Below are 20,295 nucleotides of genomic sequence, written 5' to 3' on the forward strand. Positions count from 1 at the left end.
GCTTCGCAGCCCAACGCGGGGCAAGCCCGCTCGCCACAACAAGCCCGCTCGCCACAGGGAGACTTACACCATCTCGTGGCGAATCCACTCCACCACCGAAGTGCGCTTCGGCACCCAGCCCAGCAACTCACGGGCATGCTTGCCCCGCACCCGGCTGTTGGAGCCCAGGCCATAGTTGGCCATTTCGTAGCCCCACTCGGCTTCAGCATCGGCCAACGGCCAATCCTGGGGTTCGCCCAGGTTCAGGGCTTCGGCGATGGCGGTAGTCATGTCGATAAACGCCGCCTCGCTGCTTTCCACAAAGTAGAAGGTGCCCGGCACGTTCTTGTTCAGTGCCAGCAGGTACAGCGCCACCACGTCTTCAATGTGCACGTTGGACCAGATGTTCTGCCCACTGCCCACGTGGCGCACTACCCCACTTTTGCGCGCCTGCTTGAGCAGACGCGGCAATTGCACGCTGTCGCGCTTCACGCCCAGGCTGTGGCCGTAGATCAGCGTGTTGCAGATCACCGCTGAGTTCACGCCGTCGTTGGCAGCCGCCAGGATCAAGTTGTCGATGGCAACGCGAGCAGCCTTGTCGACGGTCGGCTCCGGCAAGTTGTCTTCGAAGTAGATGACATCGCTGGACTTGCCGCCCGACGCATCACCGACAATGCTTGAACCGCTTGTGTGTAGCAATGGCTTGTTCGAACCCTTGAGCGCGGCCAGCAAGGTTTCAACGGCCGCGCGATGATCGCTGCTCGCGGCATTGATCACGGCATCAGCCTTTTGCGCTTGCTCGGTCAATACAGCGGCGTCATCCAGGGTGCCGATCACTGGGGTGATACCCAATGCGGTCATCTCGGCCGCCTGCTCGGCGCTGCGCACCAGGCCGGTGACGCTGTGACCAGCCTTGATCAGGCCAGTTGCGATGGAACCCCCGATAAAACCTGCTGCGCCGGTAACTAATACGTTCATGGAGAGTGCTCCTGAGTGAGTAAGTGATGGGTCCAGTATCAAGGGCCGATCCCTGACGAATAAGCCCCTATTGCCCAATTCACTCTTGCGCGAAGGTCACGAATCAGCAGGCATATCGCGCCAGCTTGGCTTGCATGAAGTCGAGGAAACACTGGATGCGCAAGGCCAGCTGCGAGTTACGGTAGAACACCGCGTGGATCGGCTGGCGATAACCGCTGTTGAACGCCTCCAGCACCGGCACCAGGCGCCCGGCTTCAATGTCGTCGATGGTCATGAAGTTCGACAGGCAGCAAATGCCCTGCCCTTCCAGCGCCAAATGGCGCACCGTCTCGCCACTGGACGCGGCCACGCCCGGCTGGATCAGCCAGCGGTCGCCTTCCACATGGCGCAGCGGCCAGTGGTTGAGGGTTTCGGTCTGGGTGAACCCCAGCAAAGTGTGGTCCGCCAATTCGGCGACCGTGGTCGGCGTGCCGTACTGCTTGAGGTAGTCAGGGCTGGCGAGGATATGCAGCGGCGTGCAGCCGAGCGCGCGCGCATGCAGGGTGGAGTCGGCCAACGCACCGATGCGGATGGCGATGTCGGTACTCTGCTCCAACAGGTCGATGATCAGGTCATCGCTGTTCAGCTCCAGCTGGATGTCCGGGTAAAGGCTGCGAAACTCCGCGATATACGGCACGATCCCATGCAGCATAAAGGGCACCGCCGCATTGATGCGCAGGCGCCCCGCCGGTTTTTTCTGGCGCGACGACAGGCGCTCTTCCAACTCATCCATCTGCGCCAGGATCACCTTGGCCTGTTCGAAGAAGTACTTGCCCTCCTCGGTCAGGTCCATGCGTCGCGTCGTGCGGTTGATCAGCGTGGTGTCGAGCTTGGCTTCCAGGCGCGACAAGGTGCGGCTGACCGCCGAGGGCGTCTGCCCGACCTGTTCTGCGGCAGCGGAAATCGAACCGCATTCAATCACGCTGACGAAGATCTGTAGCTCATCGGATCGGGCTTTCACAGGCGCTCCTCGTTATCGGTTCACAGCAGCTTACACCGAGAAATTGAACACCTGCGCCAGATGCTGCTCGTAGCGCGCCACGTCAGCCTCGATCGCCGGGCGCTTCATCACGTCCACGCACAGGAAGGTCGGCAGGCCGGTCATGCCAAGGAATTCATTGGCCTTGTGGAACGGGAAGTACACCGCGTCCACGCCCCTGGCTTCGAAGAAGTCGGTCGGGTCGTCGAAGGCTTGCTGCGGCGCATTCCAGGTCAGCGAGAGCATGTATTGCTTGCCCTGGATCAAGCCGCCGCTGCCGTACTTCTGCGACGAGTCGGAGCGCGTGCGACCGTCGCTGGCGTAGAGGCTGCCGTGGCCTTCGGTGAAGACTTCGTCGATGTATTTCTTGACGATCCACGGCGCGCCCATCCACCAGCCGGGCATCTGGTAGATGATCACGTCGGCCCAGAGGAATTTTGCGACTTCTTCGGCCACGTCGTAGCCTTCGTCAATGTGGGTGACTTTCACGTCGATACCGGCACGGTCCAGCACGGCCACGGCGGCATCATGCAGGGTGCTGTTGTAGCGGCCATCGGAGTGAGCGAATTTTTTGCCGCCGTTGAGCAGGAGGATTTTTTTCATGGGAGGGCATCCAGAAGGGTTAAAAATGTCTGCCGGCAGGCTATCGACATTGGCCCCTTGGAATAAGCGGCGGAACGGCAAAATACATTTGATCAGAAAGCACGAATGCACCACCCATTGTTAACCGCTGATCAGCAGATGCGCCCCCAGCAAGGCCATGCCCACGAAAAACACGCGCTTGAACAACACGGCACTGATGCGCTGCCGCACCGCCTGGCCGAGCCACATGCCCAGCAGTGCCGGCACCAATGCCAGCAGCGAGGCGTTGACCTCCCCGCCACCGAGGGTGCCGCGCCAGGCCAGCCCCGCCGCCAATGCCAGGGTGGAAACAGTGAACGACAGCCCCAGCGCCTGCACCAACTGATCACGGTTCAAGCCCAAGGCTTGCAGATAGGGCACGGCAGGAATCACGAACACGCCGGTCGCCGAGGTGATGATGCCGGTGATCACGCCGCACACAGGGCCCAGCCAACGTTCAGTCTCAGGTTTTACCTTGAACGTCGGCAGGAACAATCCGCTGAGTGCATACACCAGCAACGCACCGCCCAACGCATGCCCCACCCAGCTTCCCCCGCTCATGCCCAGCCACAAGGTGCCCAACCCGGTACCGAGGAAGATCAGCAGCAACATCGGCCACAGGCGTTTGAGCAGCGCACTCAAATGCCCGCCGAACGCCAGTTGCCACAGGTTGGTGATCGTCGAAGGGATAATCAGCAAGGCCGCAGCCTGCGCCGGTAACATAGCCAGGCCGAGCAAGCCCATGGAGACTGTCGGCAAGCCCAGGCCGATCACACCCTTGACGGTGCCGGCCAGCACGAAGGTGCCGATCACCAGCAGGGTCAGGGCGGGGCCGATTTCTTGGTAGAACGCGAGGAAGGTATTCATGGGGGGATTGTGCGGATTTTAGATGAGGTCGAAAATTCGCCATATACTGAGGCAGACTCTTGTTTTTCCTTAGGCTGGTGCCATGCACTTTGACTTGATCGACCTGCGCCTCTATCTGCACATCCTCGACACTGGCAACATCACCGCCGGCGCCGGGCGCAGCCATTTGTCCCTGGCCGCCGCGAGTGCGCGTATCCGGGCGATGGAGGCTTCGTTGGGTATCGAGTTCCTGGAGCGTAACCGTCGAGGCGTCACCCCAACACCCGCCGGCAAGGCCCTGGCCCGCCACGCACGCTTGTTGCTGCAACAAGCCGAACACCTGCAGCAGGACCTGGCGGAATACGCCAACGGCATCAAAGGCCAGGTGCGCTTGCTGTGCAACACCACTGCCCTCAGCGAATACCTGCCGGAACTGCTGGCAGACTTTCTATGCGAGCATCCCAACCTCGATATCGACCTGCAGGAGCTGCCGAGCCTGCGTATCACCCAGGCCTTGCGCCAGGGCACGGCGGATATTGGGATCATTTCCGACGCGGTGGACACCCACGGCCTGCAAACCCTGCCCTTTCGCGACGACCCGCTGGTGCTGATCGCGCCGCTGGATCACCCGTTCACCGCAGGGAGCTTTGTCGATAGCCTGCAACACGACTTTGTCGGCCTCGCCACTCACAGCGCGTTGACGGTGTACCTCGAAGAACAGGCATTGCACGCGGGTTTCCGCCTGCAAACTCGCATCCGTGCCGAAGGCTTTGACGGGGTGATTCGCATGGTCGCCCGTGGCGCTGGCTTGGGCATCATGCCCCAAGCCGCGCTGGAGCGCTGGCCGCAGAAGCGCAACTTCAAGGCCCACCCTCTGCAAGAAGGGTGGGCCTGTCGGAAACTGCTGTTATGCGCGCGCTCGTTCGAACAGCTGCCCGGTTATGCCAAGGCCTTGTTCGACGCCTTGGCCCTGCCCTTGCGGAAGAACCCGTAATACACCGCCGACAGGATCAGCAGGAACGGCACGCCAAACACCAGGGTCATCTTGAACGCGTCGGTGAAATACGTAGTAATCATCACCGCGCCCATCAGCACCAGCCCGAGCAGCGTGCTGTAGGGAAACAGCCGCAGTTGGAACGACAGCTTCGGCCCACCGTGGCGCTTGCGGTAGCGACGGAAAAACAGGTGCGTGAGGAAGATCATGAACCAGGTGAAAATCGCGCCAAACATCGAGATCGCCATCATCAGCGTGAACGAGCTTTCCGGGTACACCACGTTGAGCAACGTCGCCAGCGCAATGCCCGAACTGGACAGCAGCAACGCATTCAACGGGATGCCGCTCTTGCTCAACGCGCCCATGGACTTGGGGGCAAAGCCGGCGCGGGACAGGCTGAACATCATGCGGGTGGTGATGTAGAGCTGGCTGTTCATCGCCGAGAGCGCGGCGATCAGGATCACGAAGTTCATCACGCCGGTAGCACCGGGAATGCCGATGGTCTGCATCACCGTGACGAACGGGCTCTGGGTCTGCCCGGCCTGGTTCCACGGCACGATGGCCAGCATCAGCGCCAGGGTCAGCAGGTAAAACACCACCAGGCGCACGATGGTCGCGCGAAAGGCTTTCTTCACCGCCTGTTCCGGGTCAGCGGCTTCACCGGCGGCCACCGCGATCATCTCCACACTCAAATAGCTGAAGATCGACACGATCACCGCCATCCACATGCCGCTCAGGCCATGGGGGAAAAAGCCGCCGTGGGCCGTATAGTTCTGCACGCCGTACTCCGGATTGCCGGAGCCGAACACCACGTATACCGCGAGGATGATGAAGCCGACGATGGCGCTGATCTTGATCGTGGAAAACCAGTATTCGAAGTTGCCAAACGTCTTCACGCTGATCGCATTGAGCAGGATCAACACGCTGGAAAACGACACGATCCACACCCATTCCGGCACGTTGGCGAACCAGTACTTCATGTACATCGCCACCGCCGTGACCTCGGCGCCCACCGCCAACACAATCGCCGCCCAGTAGGCATAACGCACCAGGAACCCGGCGAGCGGGCTGATGTAGAACTCGGCGTAGGCACCGAAGGAGCCCGAGGTGGAGTGGGCCACCGTCATCTCCGCCAGGCACCCCATCAACAGCAAGGTGATCAACGCGCCGATGGCGTAGCTCACCAAGACGCTGGGCCCGGCATAACCGATGGCGTAGGCGCTGCCCATGAACAGCCCGGTGCCAATTGCCCCACCGATGGCGATCATGCTCATCTGGCCGGAAGTGAGCTGGCGCCGCAGGCCCAGTTCGCGGTGGGTGATCTCTGCAAAGCCGTTGTCTGGCGTGGTCACGTGGTGTGCCCCTTTATTATTGTGATTGCACAGGTGGTCGGTAAGTGTGTCAGGTGACGCTGTTGCGGACTTTGAATTGCGGCTGGTCCCAGGTGTGGCTGTCGAGGATGTCGCCAAGGATTTCCACAGCGTCAAACACCTCGGTAAAGCTCGTGTACAACGGCGTAAAACCAAACCGCATGATGCGCGGCTCACGGTAATCACCGATCACCCCACGGGCGATCAAGGCCTGGATCACCGCGTAGCCTTCGGGGTGTTCAAAGCTCACATGACTGCCGCGCTTGGCGTGCTCGCGTGGGGTGATCAACTTCAAGTCATGGGCAGCGCAACGGGCCTCGACCAACGCGATAAACAGGTCGGTCAACGCCAGGGACTTGCTGCGCAAACTCGCCATATCGGTCTGGGCAAAAATCTCCAGGCCACACTCAACCATGGCCAGCGAAGTGATCGGCTGCGTGCCACACAGGTAACGGGCGATGCCAGCACTCGGCGCGTAGGTCGACTCCATGGCGAACTGCCGGGTATGCCCGAACCAGCCTGACAACGGCTGACGCACCACATCCACCAACGCGGGGTTGACCCACACAAACGCCTGGGAACCCGGGCCGCCGTTGAGGTACTTGTAGGTGCAGCCGATCGCATAATCGGCGCCGGCCTGATGCAGGTCGATAGGCACCGCGCCGGCCGAATGCGCCAGGTCCCAGATGCTCAGCGCACCGCACTCATGGCTCAGGGCGGTCAACGCCTGCATGTCGTACATGTAGCCGGTCTTGTAGTTGACGTGGGTGAGCATCACCACTGCAACATCCTGATCGATCGCCTGGGGCAGTTCATCCGGGCTGTTCACCAGGCGCAGGGAATAACCCTGTTGCAGCAGTTCGGCCAGGCCCTCGGCGATGTACAGGTCGGTGGGGAAGTTGCTCGCCTCGCTGACGATCACCTTGCGATGCGGCTGGCGTTGGCGCTGCACGGTCAATGCGGCGCTCAGCACCTTGAACAGGTTGATCGAGGTGGTATCGGTGATCACCACTTCGTTGTCACGTGCGCCAATCAAGGGTGCCAGGCGATTGCCCAGGCGTTGGGACAAATCCGCCCAGCCGGCGCTGTTCCAACTGCGGATCAGCCCGTTGCCCCACTCTTCGGCGATCACCGCCTGCGCCCGCGCCAACGCCGCCACCGGGCGGGCGCCGAGGGAGTTGCCGTCAAGGTAGATCATGCCCTCCGGCAAGGCGAACTGGCTACGCAAGGGCGCCAGTGGGTCCTGGGCATCGAGGGCTTGGCAATGGCTTCGAGTGGTCATGGGCGATCCTGGTTTTTATAAGTAAGAATGGACCAAATAATGAACGAAGTTTTAGAGAATTTTCGTGCAAAGTGGTAGGTAACAGGCTAATTAAGCTGTAGGAAATTCGAATTTAACCCCCAAACACGCGGATTTATTCTAACCATGATTCTCGACGCCACCGACCTGCGCCTCCTGCATTTCCTGCAACAGGATGGCCGCATCAGCAACCAGGAACTGGCGGAAAAAGTCGCGCTGTCGCCGTCCGCCTGCCTGCGCCGTTTGCGCTTGCTGGAGAGCGAGGGAATCATCAGCGGCTACCGCGCAGTGCTGAATGCGGAGCAATTAGGGATCGAGCTGGAAGCCATCGTCCACCTGTCCTTGCGCCAGGATGTGGAGGATTGGCACGAGACGTTCATCAAGAAGGTGCAGGGCTGGCCGGAAGTGGCCAGCGCCTACGTGATCACCGGCGCCAGCAACTATGTGCTGCGGGTGCAGGCCCGCAACCTCAAGCATTTTTCGGATTTTATCGTGAACCACCTGAACCGCACGGCGGGGGTGATGGATATACGTTCGGAGATTGTGTTGCAGAAGATCAAGGATCGGGATGAGGTGTTGGATCTGGTCGTCCGTAAGTAGGCTGAGAATGCCTTCTGTAGGAGCGAGCTTGCTCGCGAAAAAGGTACATCCGCCGCAGCGATGTGCCTGGAATACCTTCGCGAGCAAGCTCGCTCCTACAGGGGGCGTGGCGTTTAGTCTTCGAGGGCACGCACGCGCTGCATGCGCTTTTGCTCTACCGGCGCATCCGCCACCTGCAACTCAAAGTCAAAATCAATCTGCGCAAACCGCCCTTCCACGCCAAACTCTCGCGCCAACTGCGGATCTTCACTGAAGCGAATCTCGGCGATCAACTCATCCCGCGTCGCATAGGCAAAATCATCATGCAGGTACGGGTCATCCGACAGGTTGATCTGCGTGGTCAGGTGCCGATGCCCCGGCGCCGAAATGAAGAAGTGGATATGCGCTGGCCGCTGCCCGTGGCGCCCCAATTGATCGAGCAGTTGCTGGGTTGGCCCGGTGGGCGGGCAGCCGTAGCCCGACGGTACGATACTGCGAAACCGGTAGTTGCCCTGGGCATCGGTCTCGATGCGGCGACGCAGGTTGAACTCGGATTGCGTAGGGTCAAACCATGAATAGGTGCCACCGGTATTGGCCTGCCACACATCCACAATCGCCCCGGCCAGCGGCTTGCCCTCGGTGTCGCGCACTTGCCCGCGCATGAACAGCGGCACTGCGTCGTCCTTGCCATCATCCAATCGCGCCTCATACTTCGACAGCGGCGCACCGGCCACATACAACGGGCCTTCGATGGTGCGCGGCGTACCACCGGATTTGCCGGCCTCCTCATCGGCGGCGTCCATCAACAGGTCGAGGTAATGCTCCAGGCCCAGCCCGGCGGCGAGCAAGCCGGCTTCCTGGTTCCTGCCCAAGTCGTTCAGATAGTTGACCGCCTTCCAGAACTCTTCCGGGGTCACTTCCAGGTCTTCGATGATGTTCACGGTGTCGCGCAGGATCCGGTAGATCAGCGCCTTGGTACGCGGGTTACCGGCGTCATTGAGGTTGCCGCTGGCTTCTTCGAGAAACTGTTGGGCATGGGCAGTCTGGGACAGTCGGATGGACATGGTGCATTCCTCATCTTGTAGTTATTAGATTAAAAAATCGGCCTAGCGGTCATCCTCATGGATCGACGACGGGTGACGGCACAGGGCATTCACTTCGATGGCCATGTAGGGGAAAAGCGGCAGTTGCATCAGCAGGTCGTGCAGGTCCTGCACGCTGTCGACATCGAACACGCTGTAGTTGGCGTAGTGCCCGGCGATGCGCCACAGGTGGCGCCATTTGCCTTGCTGTTGCAGGCGCTGCGCCAAGGCTTTTTCTTCGGCCTTGAGCGCAGCGGCGCGCTCGGGGTTCATGTCGAGGGGCAGGTTCACGGTCATTTTTACGTGGAACAACATGGCAGGCGCCTCTTAGTGTTTGTCACGACGGAAGAACGCCAGGCGCTCTTCATCGATGGCCAGGCCCAGGCCCGGTGCGGTGGAGACATGCAGCTGGAAATCGCGGTACACCGGCGGTTCGGTGAGGATGTCTTCGGTGAGCAACAACGGGCCGAACAGTTCGGTGTCCCACGCCAGTTTGTTCAGCGTGAGAAAGGCATGGGCCGAGGCCAGGGTGCCGATACCGCCTTCGAGCATGGTGCCGCCGTACAGGCCGATGCCCGCCGCTTCGGCAATGGCGGCCGTACGCAGTACGGCGCGCGGGCCGCCGTTCTTGGCGATCTTCAAAGCAAACACCGAGGCCGCACCTTCGCGGGCCAGGTTGAAGGCATCCTCGACACATTCGATGGACTCATCCGCCATGATCGGCGCCGGGCTCGACAGGTTGAGCCGCGCCATACCGCCGCGATTGTTGCGTGAGATGGGTTGTTCGATCAGGTCGATACCGTTGTCGCCGAGCACCTTGCAGGCACGCAGTGCCACCGCTTCATCCCAGGCCTGGTTGACGTCCACGCGCACACTGGCGCGGTCGCCCAGGGCTTTTTTGATCGCGATCACATGGGCCAGGTCCTGGCTGACTTCACCGGCGCCGATCTTCAATTTAAAGATGCGGTGGCGGCGCAGGTCGAGCATCTTTTCCGCTTCGGCAATGTCCTTTTCCGTGTTGCCGCTGGCCAGGGTCCAGGCCACCGGCAAGGCATCGCGCACACGGCCGCCGAGCAGTTCGCTGACCGGCAGGTTCAAGCGTTTGCCCAGTGCATCGAGCAAGGCGCTTTCGATCCCGGACTTGGCAAAGGTGTTGCCGCGAATGCTGCGCTCCAGGCGCAACATGGCCGCGTTGATATTGCTCGCGTCTTGGCCGATCAGCAGCGGCGCGAAGTGGCGGTCGATGTTGACCTTGATGCTGTCGGGGCTTTCGTTGCCGTAGCTCAGGCCGCCAATGGTGGTGGCTTCGCCGATGCCTTCGATGCCGTCGGCGCAGCGCAGGCGGATGACCACCAAGGTCTGGTTTTGCATCGTGTGCATCGCCAGCTTGTGCGGGCGGATGGTCGGGAGGTCGACGATGATCGTTTCGATCGACTCGATGGTGCAAATCGGCATGGCTATACCCGTTGGGTTCTTTTTAGGTTTTAGCCGATTCTGTGCCGTATTTTTAAAGGCTTCCAATATAGAATGGGTCTCGAGCAATACCTTGAAGGTATGAAAGGAGCCGTCATGGAACTGCGTCACCTGCGCTATTTCCAGGTGCTGGGGGAAACCCTCAACTTCACCCGCGCCGCCGAACGTTTGCACATCGCCCAGCCGCCGTTGAGTCGGCAGATCCAGCAATTGGAGGATGAGTTGGGCGTGATCCTGCTCGAACGTGGCCGGCCGCTGCGGCTGACCGAAGCCGGGCGATTCTTCTATGAACACGCCAATGTGCTGCTGGAACAATTGAGCAAGGTCTGCGACAACACGCGACGTATCGGCCAGGGCGAAAAGACCTGGCTGGGCATCGGTTTTGCGCCCTCGACCTTGTATGGCGTGCTGCCGGAACTGATCCGCCGGCTGCGCACCCATGAGGCGCTGGAGCTGGAGTTGGGGTTGTCGGAAATGACCACCTTGCAGCAGGTCGAAGCACTCAAGGCCGGGCGCATCGATGTGGGATTCGGGCGGATTCGCATCGACGACCCGGCCATTGTCCAGCGCGTTTTGGTGGAGGATCGGCTGGTCGCCGTGCTGCCTGCCGGCCACCCGTTGCTGGGCGCGCCCGCCACCCTCGCCCAACTGGCCGCCGAGCCTTTTGTGCTCTACCCCGGCAACCCACGCCCCAGCTACGCCGACCATGTGATCGCACTGTTCGACGCCCATGGCCTGAGCCTCAAGGTGGCGCAGTGGACCAACGAGTTGCAGACCGCCATTGGCCTGGTCGGCGCCGGGATGGGCGTGACGCTGGTGCCCGCCTCGGTGCAAGTGCTGCACCGTGCGGACATCGGCTACACGCCGGTGGTGGAGGCCACGGCGACCTCGCCGATCATCCTCAGCCGACGGGTGAATGACCAGTCGCCGGGGCTCAGTCATTGCCTGCAACTGGTGGAAGAATTGCTGTAGGAGCGAGCTTGCTCGCGAAAAACGTCAACGATAACGTGGGGGGTCTGATTCCCCGCAGTGCTCTCAGGTTTTTCGCGAGCAAGCTCGCTCCTACAGGGGTTAGCGTAGGCGTCGCGCATCATTGCGCTGCAGGGTCTGGCTCGGCGACTCATCGAACAGCTTGCGGTACTCCGCCGAGAACCGCCCAAGGTGGGTAAAGCCCCAGCCCAGGGCAATCTCGGAGATGGTGCAGGTGGAGCCCTGTTCAAGAATGGCCTGGCGCACTGCAGAGAGCCGATGCTTTTTCAAATAGGCCATCGGCGACAGCGCAAAGTATTTGCGAAAGGCATCAAACAACTTGAACCGCGATACGCCAGCCGCGGCCTCCAGGTCTTCCAGATGCACGGCGTCCCGAGCATTGTCGTGGATGTACTGACGCGCACGGATCAGGTAATGCGGCAGTTTCACCCCCAGTACATCGCGCAGCTCTTCGGAGTAGTTGTTCGGCTGGGCCAGGATCAGCCCCTTGATCAACGAACTTTCCAGGTCACGGGTAAACGCCGGTTGCTCATACAATTCACTGCCGTGTTCCAGCTCGGCGATGAAGTAACGCGCCATGCGCCACCACGCCGCCGAAGCGCCGTCCACCGCGTCCATCACCGACTCAAAGCGCAGCGGCGCCTCAATCGGTCGTTGCAGCAAACCTTCCAGCGACTCACTCATTGCCGCACGCGTGATCACCACCTGCAACTTGCGACAGTCGCCGGAAATCGCCAGCACCTGGTGCTCGTTGGGCGAGATGATCACGCCCTGGTCGCGGTTGGAGTTCAGGCGCTCACCGTTCTTGCTCAACTCCTGCTCGCCCACCAACGGCAGGCTCAGGCTGTAGCTGCTGAAGTGCTCGGCGTCTTCGATGTCGATGGTCACGTCAGTGCCGTATTCGATCACACCCAAGGTGGTGGCGCGGGACTTGAACATATTGGCACTGTGGTGGAAACGCAGGCGCTCGGGCGTGGCGGTGGCCAGGCGATGGGGCCCGCAGATGCCGGACATCCAGCTGCGTGCGCCTTCCAGGTCGAAGCGTTGAATCGTTTGGCTGCTCATCAGGGTGCACCCACGGCGGTTAGGCTGTTGCGCGCTCTGGCGGCGCGTCGTTGTTGTTCGACAGCAAGTAATGCGCCACGCCGGCGTAATTGCCAGCGGGTGGATAGCAAGGGTCGATTAAGTGGATAAGACGCTTACTTTTACGGCCATTGCCCTGCCAGACAGTAGCGCATCCCGTCACCGCTGCGCACCGGGTTGGGTATTTGCTGCCCAATTATCCGGCGCAGGTTCCCCCACTAAGCGGATAGCCCGCGCCCTGCCCCGCTGCCTCTAATAAACCACCGATTAGCCCTATCAAAAGGTGCCTCCCATGAGTGGTGCAAGAAGCGTCGAGCAGTGGAAAACATTTATCGAAAGTTGTCTGGATTTTCGCCCGGCGGATGCAGTGTTCCGCATCGCCCGTGACATGTTCACCGAGCCGGAGCTGTTCGATCTGGAGATGGAGCTGATCTTCGAAAAAAACTGGATCTACGCCTGCCACGAAAGCGAACTGGCCAACAACCACGACTTCGTGACGATGCGCGCCGGGCGCCAGCCAATGATCATCACCCGCGACGGCGAGGGCCAACTCAACGCGCTGATCAATGCCTGCCAACATCGCGGCACCACTTTGACGCGGGTCGGCAAGGGCAACCAGTCCACCTTCACTTGCCCGTTCCATGCCTGGTGCTACAAGAGCGATGGCCGGCTGGTGAAGGTCAAGGCGCCGGGGGAATACCCTGAGGGTTTCGACAAGGCGACGCGCGGGCTGAAAAAGGCACGCATCGAGAGCTACAAAGGCTTTGTGTTCATCAGCCTGGATGTGGCGGGCACCGACAGTCTGGAAGACTTCCTGGGCGACGCCAAAGTGTTCTTCGACATGATGGTCGCCCAGTCCGCTACCGGTGAGTTGGAGGTATTGCCAGGCAAATCCGCCTACACCTACGACGGCAATTGGAAGCTGCAAAACGAGAACGGCCTGGACGGTTATCACGTCAGCACCGTGCACTACAACTACGTGGCCACGGTGCAGCATCGCCAGCAAGTAAACACCGAAAACGGCACCGGCGCAGGTAGCACCCTGGACTACAGCAAGCTTGGCGCGGGTGACGCCAACACCGACGACGGCTGGTTCGCGTTCAACAATGGCCACAGTGTGTTGTTCAGCGACATGCCCAACCCCAGCGTGCGCTCCGGCTACGCCACCATCATGCCGCGCCTGGTGGAAGAACACGGCCAGCCAAAGGCCGAGTGGATGATGCACCGCCTGCGCAACTTGAATATCTACCCGAGCCTGTTCTTCCTCGACCAGATCAGCTCGCAGCTGCGCATCATCCGCCCGGTGGCGTGGAACAAGACCGAGATCATCAGCCAGTGCCTGGGGGTGAAGGGCGAATCCGACGCCGACCGCGAAAACCGTATTCGCCAGTTCGAGGACTTTTTCAACGTGTCGGGCATGGGCACGCCGGATGACCTGGTGGAATTTCGCGAAGCCCAACGCGGTTTCCAGGGCCGTCTGGAACGCTGGAGCGACATCTCCCGCGGCAGCCACCGCTGGGAAACCGGCCCCACGCCGAACAGCGAAGCCATCGGTATCCAACCGGCCATGACCGGCACCGAATTCACCCATGAAGGCCTCTACGTGAACCAGCACCGCAACTGGCAGCAGTTCCTGCTCAAGGGCCTGGACAGACAAGCGCTGACACTGCGGGAGGTGAAGTGATGAATGCGCAACTGCAGTACCAGATCGAGCAGTTCTTCTACCGCAAATCCGAGCTGTGCGACGCCCAGGATTGGGACGCCTATGTGCAATTGTTCGACCCGCAGAGTGAGTTCCACCTGCCGCAATGGGACTCGGAACACGTCTACACCCGTGATCCCAAGCGCGAGATGTCGTTGATCTACTACGCCAACCGCTCGGGCCTGGAAGACCGTGTGTTCCGTTTGCGCACCGGCAAGGCCGCGTCGGCCACACCGATGCCGCGCACCTTGCACCTGATCAATAACGTGCGCATTGCCGAGCAGGCGGATGGAACGCTGGAGGTGAAATTGAACTGGCACACGTTGTTTTATCGATTGGCCACCTCAGAGCAGTTTTACGGGCATGCAACGTACAGCCTCAAGCCGAATGGCGACAGTTGGTTGATCACCCGCAAGCACGCGCTGCTGCTCAACGACACCATCAACTCGGTGCTGGATTTCTATCACCTCTAACGGTGGCGCATTCCCCCTGTAGGAGCGAGCTTGCTCGCGAAAACCTCAAGGACGCAGCGTGCATTCAGGATGCCCGCGTCATCGTTGGCGTTCTTCGCGAGCAAGCTCGCTCCTACAAGGGTTCACACATAAACCCACGGAGTCAGGTGGATGAATCACAAAGTGGCCTTCAGCTTTGCCGACGGCAAGACCCTGTTCTTCCCCGTCGGCGCCCATGAAATCCTGCTGGATGCGGCGCTGCGTAACGGCATCAAGATCCCGCTGGATTGCCGTGAAGGTGTGTGCGGCACGTGCCAGGGTCGTTGCGAGTCCGGCGATTACAGCCAGGACTATGTAGACGAAGAAGCGCTGTCCAGCCTCGACCTGCAACAGCGTAAGATGCTCAGTTGCCAGACGCGGGTAAAGTCCGACGCGACGTTCTATTTCGACTTCGATTCGAGCCTCTGCAACGCGCCGGGGCCGGTTCAGGTCAAGGGTACCGTGAGTGCGGTGGAGCAGGTGTCGGCCAGCACGGCGATCCTGCAGGTACAGTTGGATCAGGCACTGGATTTTCTGCCGGGCCAATATGCGCGCCTATTGGTGCCTGGCACGGACAGTTGGCGGTCCTATTCTTTCGCCAACCTGCCGGGCAATCACCTGCAATTCTTAGTGCGCCTGTTGCCCGATGGCGTGATGAGCAACTACCTGCGCGAGCGCTGCCAAGTGGGCGATGAGCTGTTGATGGAAGCGCCCCTCGGCGCCTTCTACCTGCGCCACGTCACCCAGCCATTGGTACTGGTGGCGGGTGGTACCGGGTTGTCGGCCTTGCTGGGCATGCTCGATGAACTGGCCACCAATGGTTGCGACCAACCCGTGCACCTGTATTACGGCGTGCGCGGTGCCGAGGACTTGTGCGAAGCGGCGCGTATCCAGGGTTACGCTGCAAAAATCGCAGGCTTTCGCTACACCGAAGTCCTCAGCGCCCCCTCCGACGATTGGCCCGGCAAGCGCGGCTACCTCACCGAGCATTTTGACCTGGCCGAATTGCGGGACAGTTCGGCGGATATGTACCTGTGCGGCCCCCCTCCAATGGTCGAATCCATCCAACAATGGCTGGCGGATCAGGCACTTGATGGCGTTCAGCTGTATTACGAAAAGTTTACGCAGAGTAATATCTGACCCTCAGCAGTTCTGAGGGGCTAATGCGGCGTGCACTTACCCTCAAGAAAAACAAGTAGAAGGGAATGTTAATGGCGGATGACATGGTTAACCCGGTAGGCCTAAAGCGTGGCCTGAAAAACCGGCACATTCAGCTGATCGCCTTGGGAGGGGCGATCGGCACGGGGTTGTTCCTCGGCTCGGCCGGGGTGCTCAAGTCGGCGGGACCGTCGATGATCCTGGGTTACGCGATTGCGGGTTTTATCGCGTTCCTGATCATGCGCCAGCTCGGCGAGATGATCGTCGAAGAGCCGGTGGCCGGCTCCTTCAGCCACTTCGCGCACAAATACTGGGGCGGTTACGCAGGCTTCCTGGCGGGCTGGAACTACTGGGTACTCTACGTGCTGGTGGGCATGGCCGAACTGACGGCGGTGGGCAAGTACATCCAGTTCTGGTGGCCGGAGATTCCGACCTGGGTCAGCGCGCTGGTGTTCTTCGTCGCGGTGAACCTGATCAACACCCTGAACGTGAAGTTCTTTGGTGAAGCCGAGTTCTGGTTCGCGATCATCAAGGTGGTGGCGATTGTCGGCATGATCGTGCTCGGTTGCTACCTGCTGTTCAGCGGCACCGGCGGCCCGCAAGCCACGGTCAGCAACCTGTGGAGCCACGGCGGGTTCTTCCCTAATGGCGGCATGGGGCTGTTGATGTCCATGGCGTTCATCATGTTCTCGTTCGGTGGCCTGGAGCTGGTGGGCATCACTGCCGCCGAAGCCAGCGAGCCGCGTAAAGTGATCCCGAAAGCGATCAACCAAGTGGTCTACCGGATCCTGATTTTCTACGTCGGCGCCCTGACCGTGCTGCTGTCGCTGTACCCGTGGGACCAACTGCTGCAAACCCTCGGCGCCTCGGGCGATGCCTACAGTGGTAGCCCGTTCGTGCAGATCTTCTCGCTGATCGGCAACGACACCGCCGCCCACATCCTCAACTTCGTGGTGCTGACCGCGGCGTTGTCGGTGTACAACAGCGGCGTGTATTGCAACAGCCGCATGCTGTTCGGCCTGGCCGAGCAAGGTGATGCACCGAAATCGTTGATGAAACTGAACAAGCAAGGCGTACCGATCCGCGCCCTGGCAATTTCAGCGTTGGTGACGATGCTGTGTGTAGTGGTCAACTATGTGGCACCGCAGAGCGCGCTGGAGCTGCTGTTCGCGCTGGTGGTTGCCTCGCTGATGATCAACTGGGCGCTGATCAGCATCACCCACATCAAGTTCCGCAAAGCCATGGGCGAACAAGGCCTGACGCCTTCGTTCAAGACCTTCTGGTTCCCGTTCAGCAACTACCTGTGCCTGGCGTTCATGGTGATGATCATCAGCGTGATGCTGGCGATTCCGGGCATCAGCGAGTCGGTGTATGCGATGCCGGTGTGGGTGGGGATTATCTACGTTGCTTACCGGTTGCGGATGAGAAACGCAAAAGCCGTGACCGCATAAAACCTGTAGGAGCCGGCTTGCCGGCGATAGGCCTCAAGCCTTGCGGTAATTTTGAGGACGCCATCGCCGGCAAGCCGGGCTCCTACAAAAGGCGTGTTTCAGCCAATAAAAAGCCCCGGAATTCCGGGGCTTTTTGTTTACAGCGTTGAGCGCACTCGCCACAACTCGGGGAACAGCACGGTGTCGAGCATCTTGCGCAAATACCCCACCCCTTCCGTGCCGCCCGTGCCCGGCTGGAAGCCGATGATCCGCTCCACCGTGGTCACATGGCGGAAGCGCCATTGGCGGAACGAGTCCTCCAGGTCGATAAATTTTTCGGCCAACTGGTACAAATCCCAATACCGGCTTGGATCGCGATACACCTCACGCCACGCCGCCTCCACCGATTCATCGTGAACCGTCGCCGCCGTCGGGTCGCGCTCGGCACGTTTCGGGTCAATCGCCAGGCCGGCCTTGATCATCAAGTTGATCGCTTCGTCGTACAGCGACGGCGTGGCAATCGCCACTTTCAACTCGTTCAACAGCTCTGGCCGATGGGCGTGGGGCCGCAACAGCGCCGCGCTTTTGTTGCCGAGGATAAATTCGATCTCACGGTACTGGAACGACTGGAACCCCGACGACTGCCCCAGGAACGGGCGGATCGACTTGTACTCCGACGGCGTCATCGTCGCCAGCACCGCCCAGGCATGCACCAGTTGATCAAAGATCCGCGACACCCGCGCCAGCATCTTGAACGCCGGCGGCAGCTCGCCCAGGCGCACGTGTTCACGGGCGGCCTTGAGTTCGTGGAGCATCAATTTCATCCACAGCTCGGACGTCTGGTGCTGGATGATGAAGAGCATTTCGTTGTGGTCCGGCGACAACGGATGCTGGGCGCTGAGGACTTTGCCCAGGTCCAGGTAATCGCCGTAGCTCATGGACTCGGAAAAATTCAGTTCGGCGTTATGCCATCCTTCGGGCGGTTGGTAATCGGCAGGCTCATATTCTGGAGAGAAGGGACATTGGCTCATCGCGTAAGCTCCTTGAGCGGACGGAGAATGGCGCGGACCGGGCTCGCGTCGAGGTTGGCGAAACGCAGCGGCAGGGCGATCAATTCATAGTCGCCCTCGGGTACGTCATCGAGCACGATGCCTTCGAGGATCGCCATGCCATGGCGGGCCACGGCGTTGTGGGAATCCATGGTCTTGGACTGCTGCGGGTCCAGGGATGGCGTATCGATGCCGATCAAGCGCACACCCAGGCTGGCGAGCAGCTCGATGGTTTGCGGAGCGATGGCAGTGAAATTCGAATCCCATTCAGTCAGCGGCGCTTGTGGATAAGTGCGCAGCAACACGCGCTCGGGCAAGTTATCCACACGGCCTTGCAACTGATGCGGCTGCACCAGCGCGCCGCTGTCCAGGCAATGCAGCACCCGGCATGGGCCCATGTACACATCCAGCGACACTTCGCCAATCGGCGCGCCGTCCGCGCTGTAATGCAGCGGCGCGTCCACATGGGCGCCGGTGTGTGGGGACAAGGTGATACGCCCCACATTCACCGGACACTCCGGGCCAAACTGCCACACGCGCTCTTCCTGGAACGGCGTATCCCCCGGCCAGGTCGGGGTCGCCGTACTCAAGGGCGGGCTGATATCCCACCACGTTTTTATTGGGTTCATTTCAAGGCTCTCGGCGGTTACTGGGGTGAATGATACGAGGGCCGGCTGCGAATTTTCTTGCGAATTCTGGCGTGAAGCGGGAAATCTTTCGCACTTACTGCGAGGAAATGATGAATTGGTGATGGGTTATATCAAATAAACACCGCTGCGCTTCTGGGCATCCCGATGTCGAGTTCAGACCACTGACGCAACGCCCAAGGCCTTAGGGTGCATCTTTCCATTCCCTGCCTCGGAGTCATCATGTCCAAGCCCATCACCGTACTGCGCGACACCCACCCCCTGCCGGTCCTGGACGCCTGCAAATGGGAAAAGCTCGAAGGCGACCCGCACACCGTCAACCTCAACGCCTACACCAGCGAAGACGGCAGCAAGATCATGGGCACCTGGATCTGCACCCCGGGCAAGTGGTACGTGGACTACGTGAAGTGGGAGTACTGCCACTTCCAGGAAGGCTACTGCATCATCACGCCGGAAGGCCTGGAGCCAATTCACCTGCGGGCTGGGGATATCTTTGTGGTGGAACCGGGGATGAAGGGGACGTGGGAAGTGGTGGAGACGGTGCGTAAGTATTTTGTGTTTGCGTGAGCCGCAAAAACCCGGGAGCCCACTACTAGTAGGCTCCCGGAAAACGCCCCAATTAGGGCTTGCGATAGCTGTTGATGATCGCCGAGAAGTCTTTACCCCCTTCCCCACGCTGGCTCATTGACTGATACAACTGCTGGGCCACAGCGCCCAGAATCACGGGTTGCTTGGCCTGACGCGCCGCTTCGGTGGCCAAGCCCAAATCCTTGAGCATCAGGTCAGCACCAAACCCCCCGGTATAACCCCGCGACGACGGCGCGGTTTCGATCACGCCCGGCCATGGGTTATAGGTATCTGAACTCCAGCAACGCCCGGTGGAGCTGTTGATGATGCCGGCCAGCACCTGGGTGTCGATGCCCAGCGCATCACCCAAGGCCATGGCTTCGCTGACGCCGACCATGCTGATCCCCAACAACAGGTTGTTGCAGATCTTGGCGATTTGCCCCGTGCCCACATCACCGCAGTGCACGATGTTGCGGCCCATCTGCGCCAGCACCGGCTGCAGGGTGGCGAACAGTTCCGGAGTGGCGCCGACCATGAAGGTTAGCGTCCCGGCTGCGGCGCCGCCGGTGCCGCCTGAGACGGGGGCGTCGGCCACGGCCACACCTTGCTTGGCCGCCACAGCCGCTACGTCGCGGATGGTCTGCGGGTCAATGGTGCTGCAATCCACCGCAGGTACGCCTTTGCCGATGCCGGCAAGTACACCGTCTTCATTCAGCCACACGCTGCGCACATGGGCAGCAGCGGGCAGCATGGTGATCACCAGTTCAGCGCCCGTGGCCGCATCACGCGGTGAATCGCTGATGGTGCCACCCAGCTCGGCCAGCTCCTTGAGCACCACCTGGTTCAAATCAAACAGGTTCAGCGCATGGCCGGCCTTGATCAGGTTGCGGGCCATGGGTGCGCCCATGTTGCCCAAGCCGATAAATGCAATCTTCATG

At 60.6% G+C, this 20,295-nt stretch carries 21 protein-coding genes; 8 read left to right on the forward strand and 13 right to left on the reverse strand.

The window, feature by feature from the left end:
• Positions 1–63: 63 nt before the first annotated feature.
• The 4 genes from CI807_RS00900 to CI807_RS00915 form a co-directional block, all read right to left on the reverse strand.
• A complete protein-coding gene (locus CI807_RS00900) occupies positions 64–957 on the reverse strand; it encodes an NAD-dependent epimerase/dehydratase family protein (RefSeq protein WP_095013522.1) in 894 nt (297 codons plus the stop codon).
• Between the two features lie 103 nt (positions 958–1,060).
• A complete protein-coding gene (locus CI807_RS00905; RefSeq protein WP_095013523.1) occupies positions 1,061–1,957 on the reverse strand; it encodes a LysR family transcriptional regulator in 897 nt (298 codons plus the stop codon).
• Between the two features lie 30 nt (positions 1,958–1,987).
• A complete protein-coding gene (locus CI807_RS00910) occupies positions 1,988–2,578 on the reverse strand; it encodes an NAD(P)H-dependent oxidoreductase (protein WP_095013524.1) in 591 nt (196 codons plus the stop codon).
• Positions 2,579–2,698: 120 nt separating this feature from the next.
• On the reverse strand, positions 2,699–3,463 hold the full coding sequence (locus CI807_RS00915) for a sulfite exporter TauE/SafE family protein (RefSeq protein ID WP_095013525.1): 765 nt from the start codon (positions 3,461–3,463) through the stop codon (positions 2,699–2,701).
• A gap of 82 nt (positions 3,464–3,545) precedes the next feature.
• Between CI807_RS00915 and CI807_RS00920 the strand changes: the two genes are divergently transcribed.
• On the forward strand, positions 3,546–4,436 hold the full coding sequence (locus tag CI807_RS00920; RefSeq protein ID WP_095013526.1) for a LysR substrate-binding domain-containing protein: 891 nt from the start codon (positions 3,546–3,548) through the stop codon (positions 4,434–4,436).
• Here CI807_RS00920 and CI807_RS00925 read toward each other — a convergent pair.
• Both CI807_RS00925 and kynU read right to left on the reverse strand, forming a co-directional pair.
• The gene (locus tag CI807_RS00925) at positions 4,382–5,788 is read right to left on the reverse strand and encodes an amino acid permease (protein WP_095013527.1); all 1,407 of its coding nucleotides are present in this window, start codon (positions 5,786–5,788) and stop codon (positions 4,382–4,384) included. The genes CI807_RS00920 and CI807_RS00925 overlap by 55 nt on opposite strands.
• A 49-nt stretch (positions 5,789–5,837) precedes the next feature.
• Positions 5,838–7,088 carry a kynureninase gene (gene kynU, locus CI807_RS00930; protein WP_095013528.1) on the reverse strand — a complete coding sequence of 417 codons (1,251 nt, stop codon included), beginning with the start codon at positions 7,086–7,088 and terminating at the stop codon, positions 5,838–5,840.
• Positions 7,089–7,232: 144 nt separating this feature from the next.
• Here kynU and CI807_RS00935 point away from each other — a divergent pair, with 144 nt between their 5' ends.
• On the forward strand, positions 7,233–7,706 hold the full coding sequence (locus CI807_RS00935; RefSeq protein WP_003176072.1) for an Lrp/AsnC family transcriptional regulator: 474 nt from the start codon (positions 7,233–7,235) through the stop codon (positions 7,704–7,706).
• Between the two features lie 113 nt (positions 7,707–7,819).
• Here the strand turns inward: CI807_RS00935 and catA are convergent, their stop codons facing one another.
• The 3 genes from catA to CI807_RS00950 are packed head-to-tail and all read right to left on the reverse strand — an operon-like array spanning position 7,820 to position 10,222.
• On the reverse strand, positions 7,820–8,749 hold the full coding sequence (gene catA / locus CI807_RS00940) for a catechol 1,2-dioxygenase (RefSeq protein ID WP_095013529.1): 930 nt from the start codon (positions 8,747–8,749) through the stop codon (positions 7,820–7,822).
• Positions 8,750–8,791: 42 nt separating this feature from the next.
• On the reverse strand, positions 8,792–9,082 hold the full coding sequence (gene catC / locus CI807_RS00945) for a muconolactone Delta-isomerase (protein ID WP_038845065.1): 291 nt from the start codon (positions 9,080–9,082) through the stop codon (positions 8,792–8,794).
• Between the two features lie 12 nt (positions 9,083–9,094).
• Positions 9,095–10,222, reverse strand: a complete 1,128-nt coding sequence (locus CI807_RS00950) for a muconate cycloisomerase family protein (protein ID WP_095013530.1) — start codon at positions 10,220–10,222, stop codon at positions 9,095–9,097.
• 114 nt (positions 10,223–10,336) lie between these two features.
• On the opposite strand from CI807_RS00950, the gene CI807_RS00955 reads away from it, so the two are divergent.
• Positions 10,337–11,212, forward strand: a complete 876-nt coding sequence (locus CI807_RS00955) for a LysR family transcriptional regulator (RefSeq protein ID WP_095013531.1) — start codon at positions 10,337–10,339, stop codon at positions 11,210–11,212.
• Between the two features lie 99 nt (positions 11,213–11,311).
• On the opposite strand, the gene CI807_RS00965 is transcribed toward CI807_RS00955, so the two are convergent.
• A complete protein-coding gene (locus CI807_RS00965; protein ID WP_095013532.1) occupies positions 11,312–12,295 on the reverse strand; it encodes a helix-turn-helix domain-containing protein in 984 nt (327 codons plus the stop codon).
• A 310-nt stretch (positions 12,296–12,605) separates the two neighbouring features.
• Between CI807_RS00965 and antA the strand changes: the two genes are divergently transcribed.
• From antA to CI807_RS00985, 4 genes are all read left to right on the forward strand, one after another.
• Positions 12,606–13,997, forward strand: coding sequence for an anthranilate 1,2-dioxygenase large subunit (gene antA, locus CI807_RS00970; protein WP_095013533.1), 1,392 nt, complete (start codon positions 12,606–12,608; stop codon positions 13,995–13,997).
• Positions 13,997–14,488 carry an anthranilate 1,2-dioxygenase small subunit gene (gene antB / locus CI807_RS00975; protein WP_095013534.1) on the forward strand — a complete coding sequence of 164 codons (492 nt, stop codon included), beginning with the start codon at positions 13,997–13,999 and terminating at the stop codon, positions 14,486–14,488. Before antA ends, antB begins: the two co-directional genes overlap by 1 nt.
• Before the next feature lie 150 nt (positions 14,489–14,638).
• Positions 14,639–15,646 (forward strand): anthranilate 1,2-dioxygenase electron transfer component AntC, encoded by a 1,008-nt coding sequence (gene antC, locus CI807_RS00980; protein ID WP_095013535.1) that lies wholly within the window; start codon positions 14,639–14,641, stop codon positions 15,644–15,646.
• Positions 15,647–15,717: 71 nt separating this feature from the next.
• Complete coding sequence (locus CI807_RS00985; protein ID WP_095013536.1) at positions 15,718–17,115, forward strand: amino acid permease; 1,398 nt, start codon at positions 15,718–15,720, stop codon at positions 17,113–17,115.
• 137 nt (positions 17,116–17,252) lie between these two features.
• Here CI807_RS00985 and kynA read toward each other — a convergent pair whose 3' ends face one another.
• Both kynA and kynB read right to left on the reverse strand, forming a co-directional pair.
• Positions 17,253–18,125, reverse strand: coding sequence for a tryptophan 2,3-dioxygenase (gene kynA, locus CI807_RS00990; RefSeq protein WP_095013537.1), 873 nt, complete (start codon positions 18,123–18,125; stop codon positions 17,253–17,255).
• The gene (kynB, locus tag CI807_RS00995; RefSeq protein WP_095013538.1) at positions 18,122–18,772 is read right to left on the reverse strand and encodes an arylformamidase; all 651 of its coding nucleotides are present in this window, start codon (positions 18,770–18,772) and stop codon (positions 18,122–18,124) included. Before kynB ends, kynA begins: the two co-directional genes overlap by 4 nt.
• Positions 18,773–19,012: 240 nt before the next feature.
• On the opposite strand from kynB, the gene CI807_RS01000 reads away from it, so the two are divergent.
• A complete protein-coding gene (locus CI807_RS01000) occupies positions 19,013–19,357 on the forward strand; it encodes a cupin domain-containing protein (protein WP_010206533.1) in 345 nt (114 codons plus the stop codon).
• Positions 19,358–19,409: 52 nt separating this feature from the next.
• Here CI807_RS01000 and mmsB read toward each other — a convergent pair whose 3' ends face one another.
• Complete coding sequence (gene mmsB, locus CI807_RS01005) at positions 19,410–20,294, reverse strand: 3-hydroxyisobutyrate dehydrogenase (protein WP_095013539.1); 885 nt, start codon at positions 20,292–20,294, stop codon at positions 19,410–19,412.
• Between the last annotated feature and the right edge of the window lies 1 nt (position 20,295).

Source organism: Pseudomonas sp. NS1(2017), from assembly GCF_002269425.1.
Classification (GTDB): Bacteria; Pseudomonadota; Gammaproteobacteria; order Pseudomonadales; family Pseudomonadaceae; genus Aquipseudomonas; species Aquipseudomonas reactans.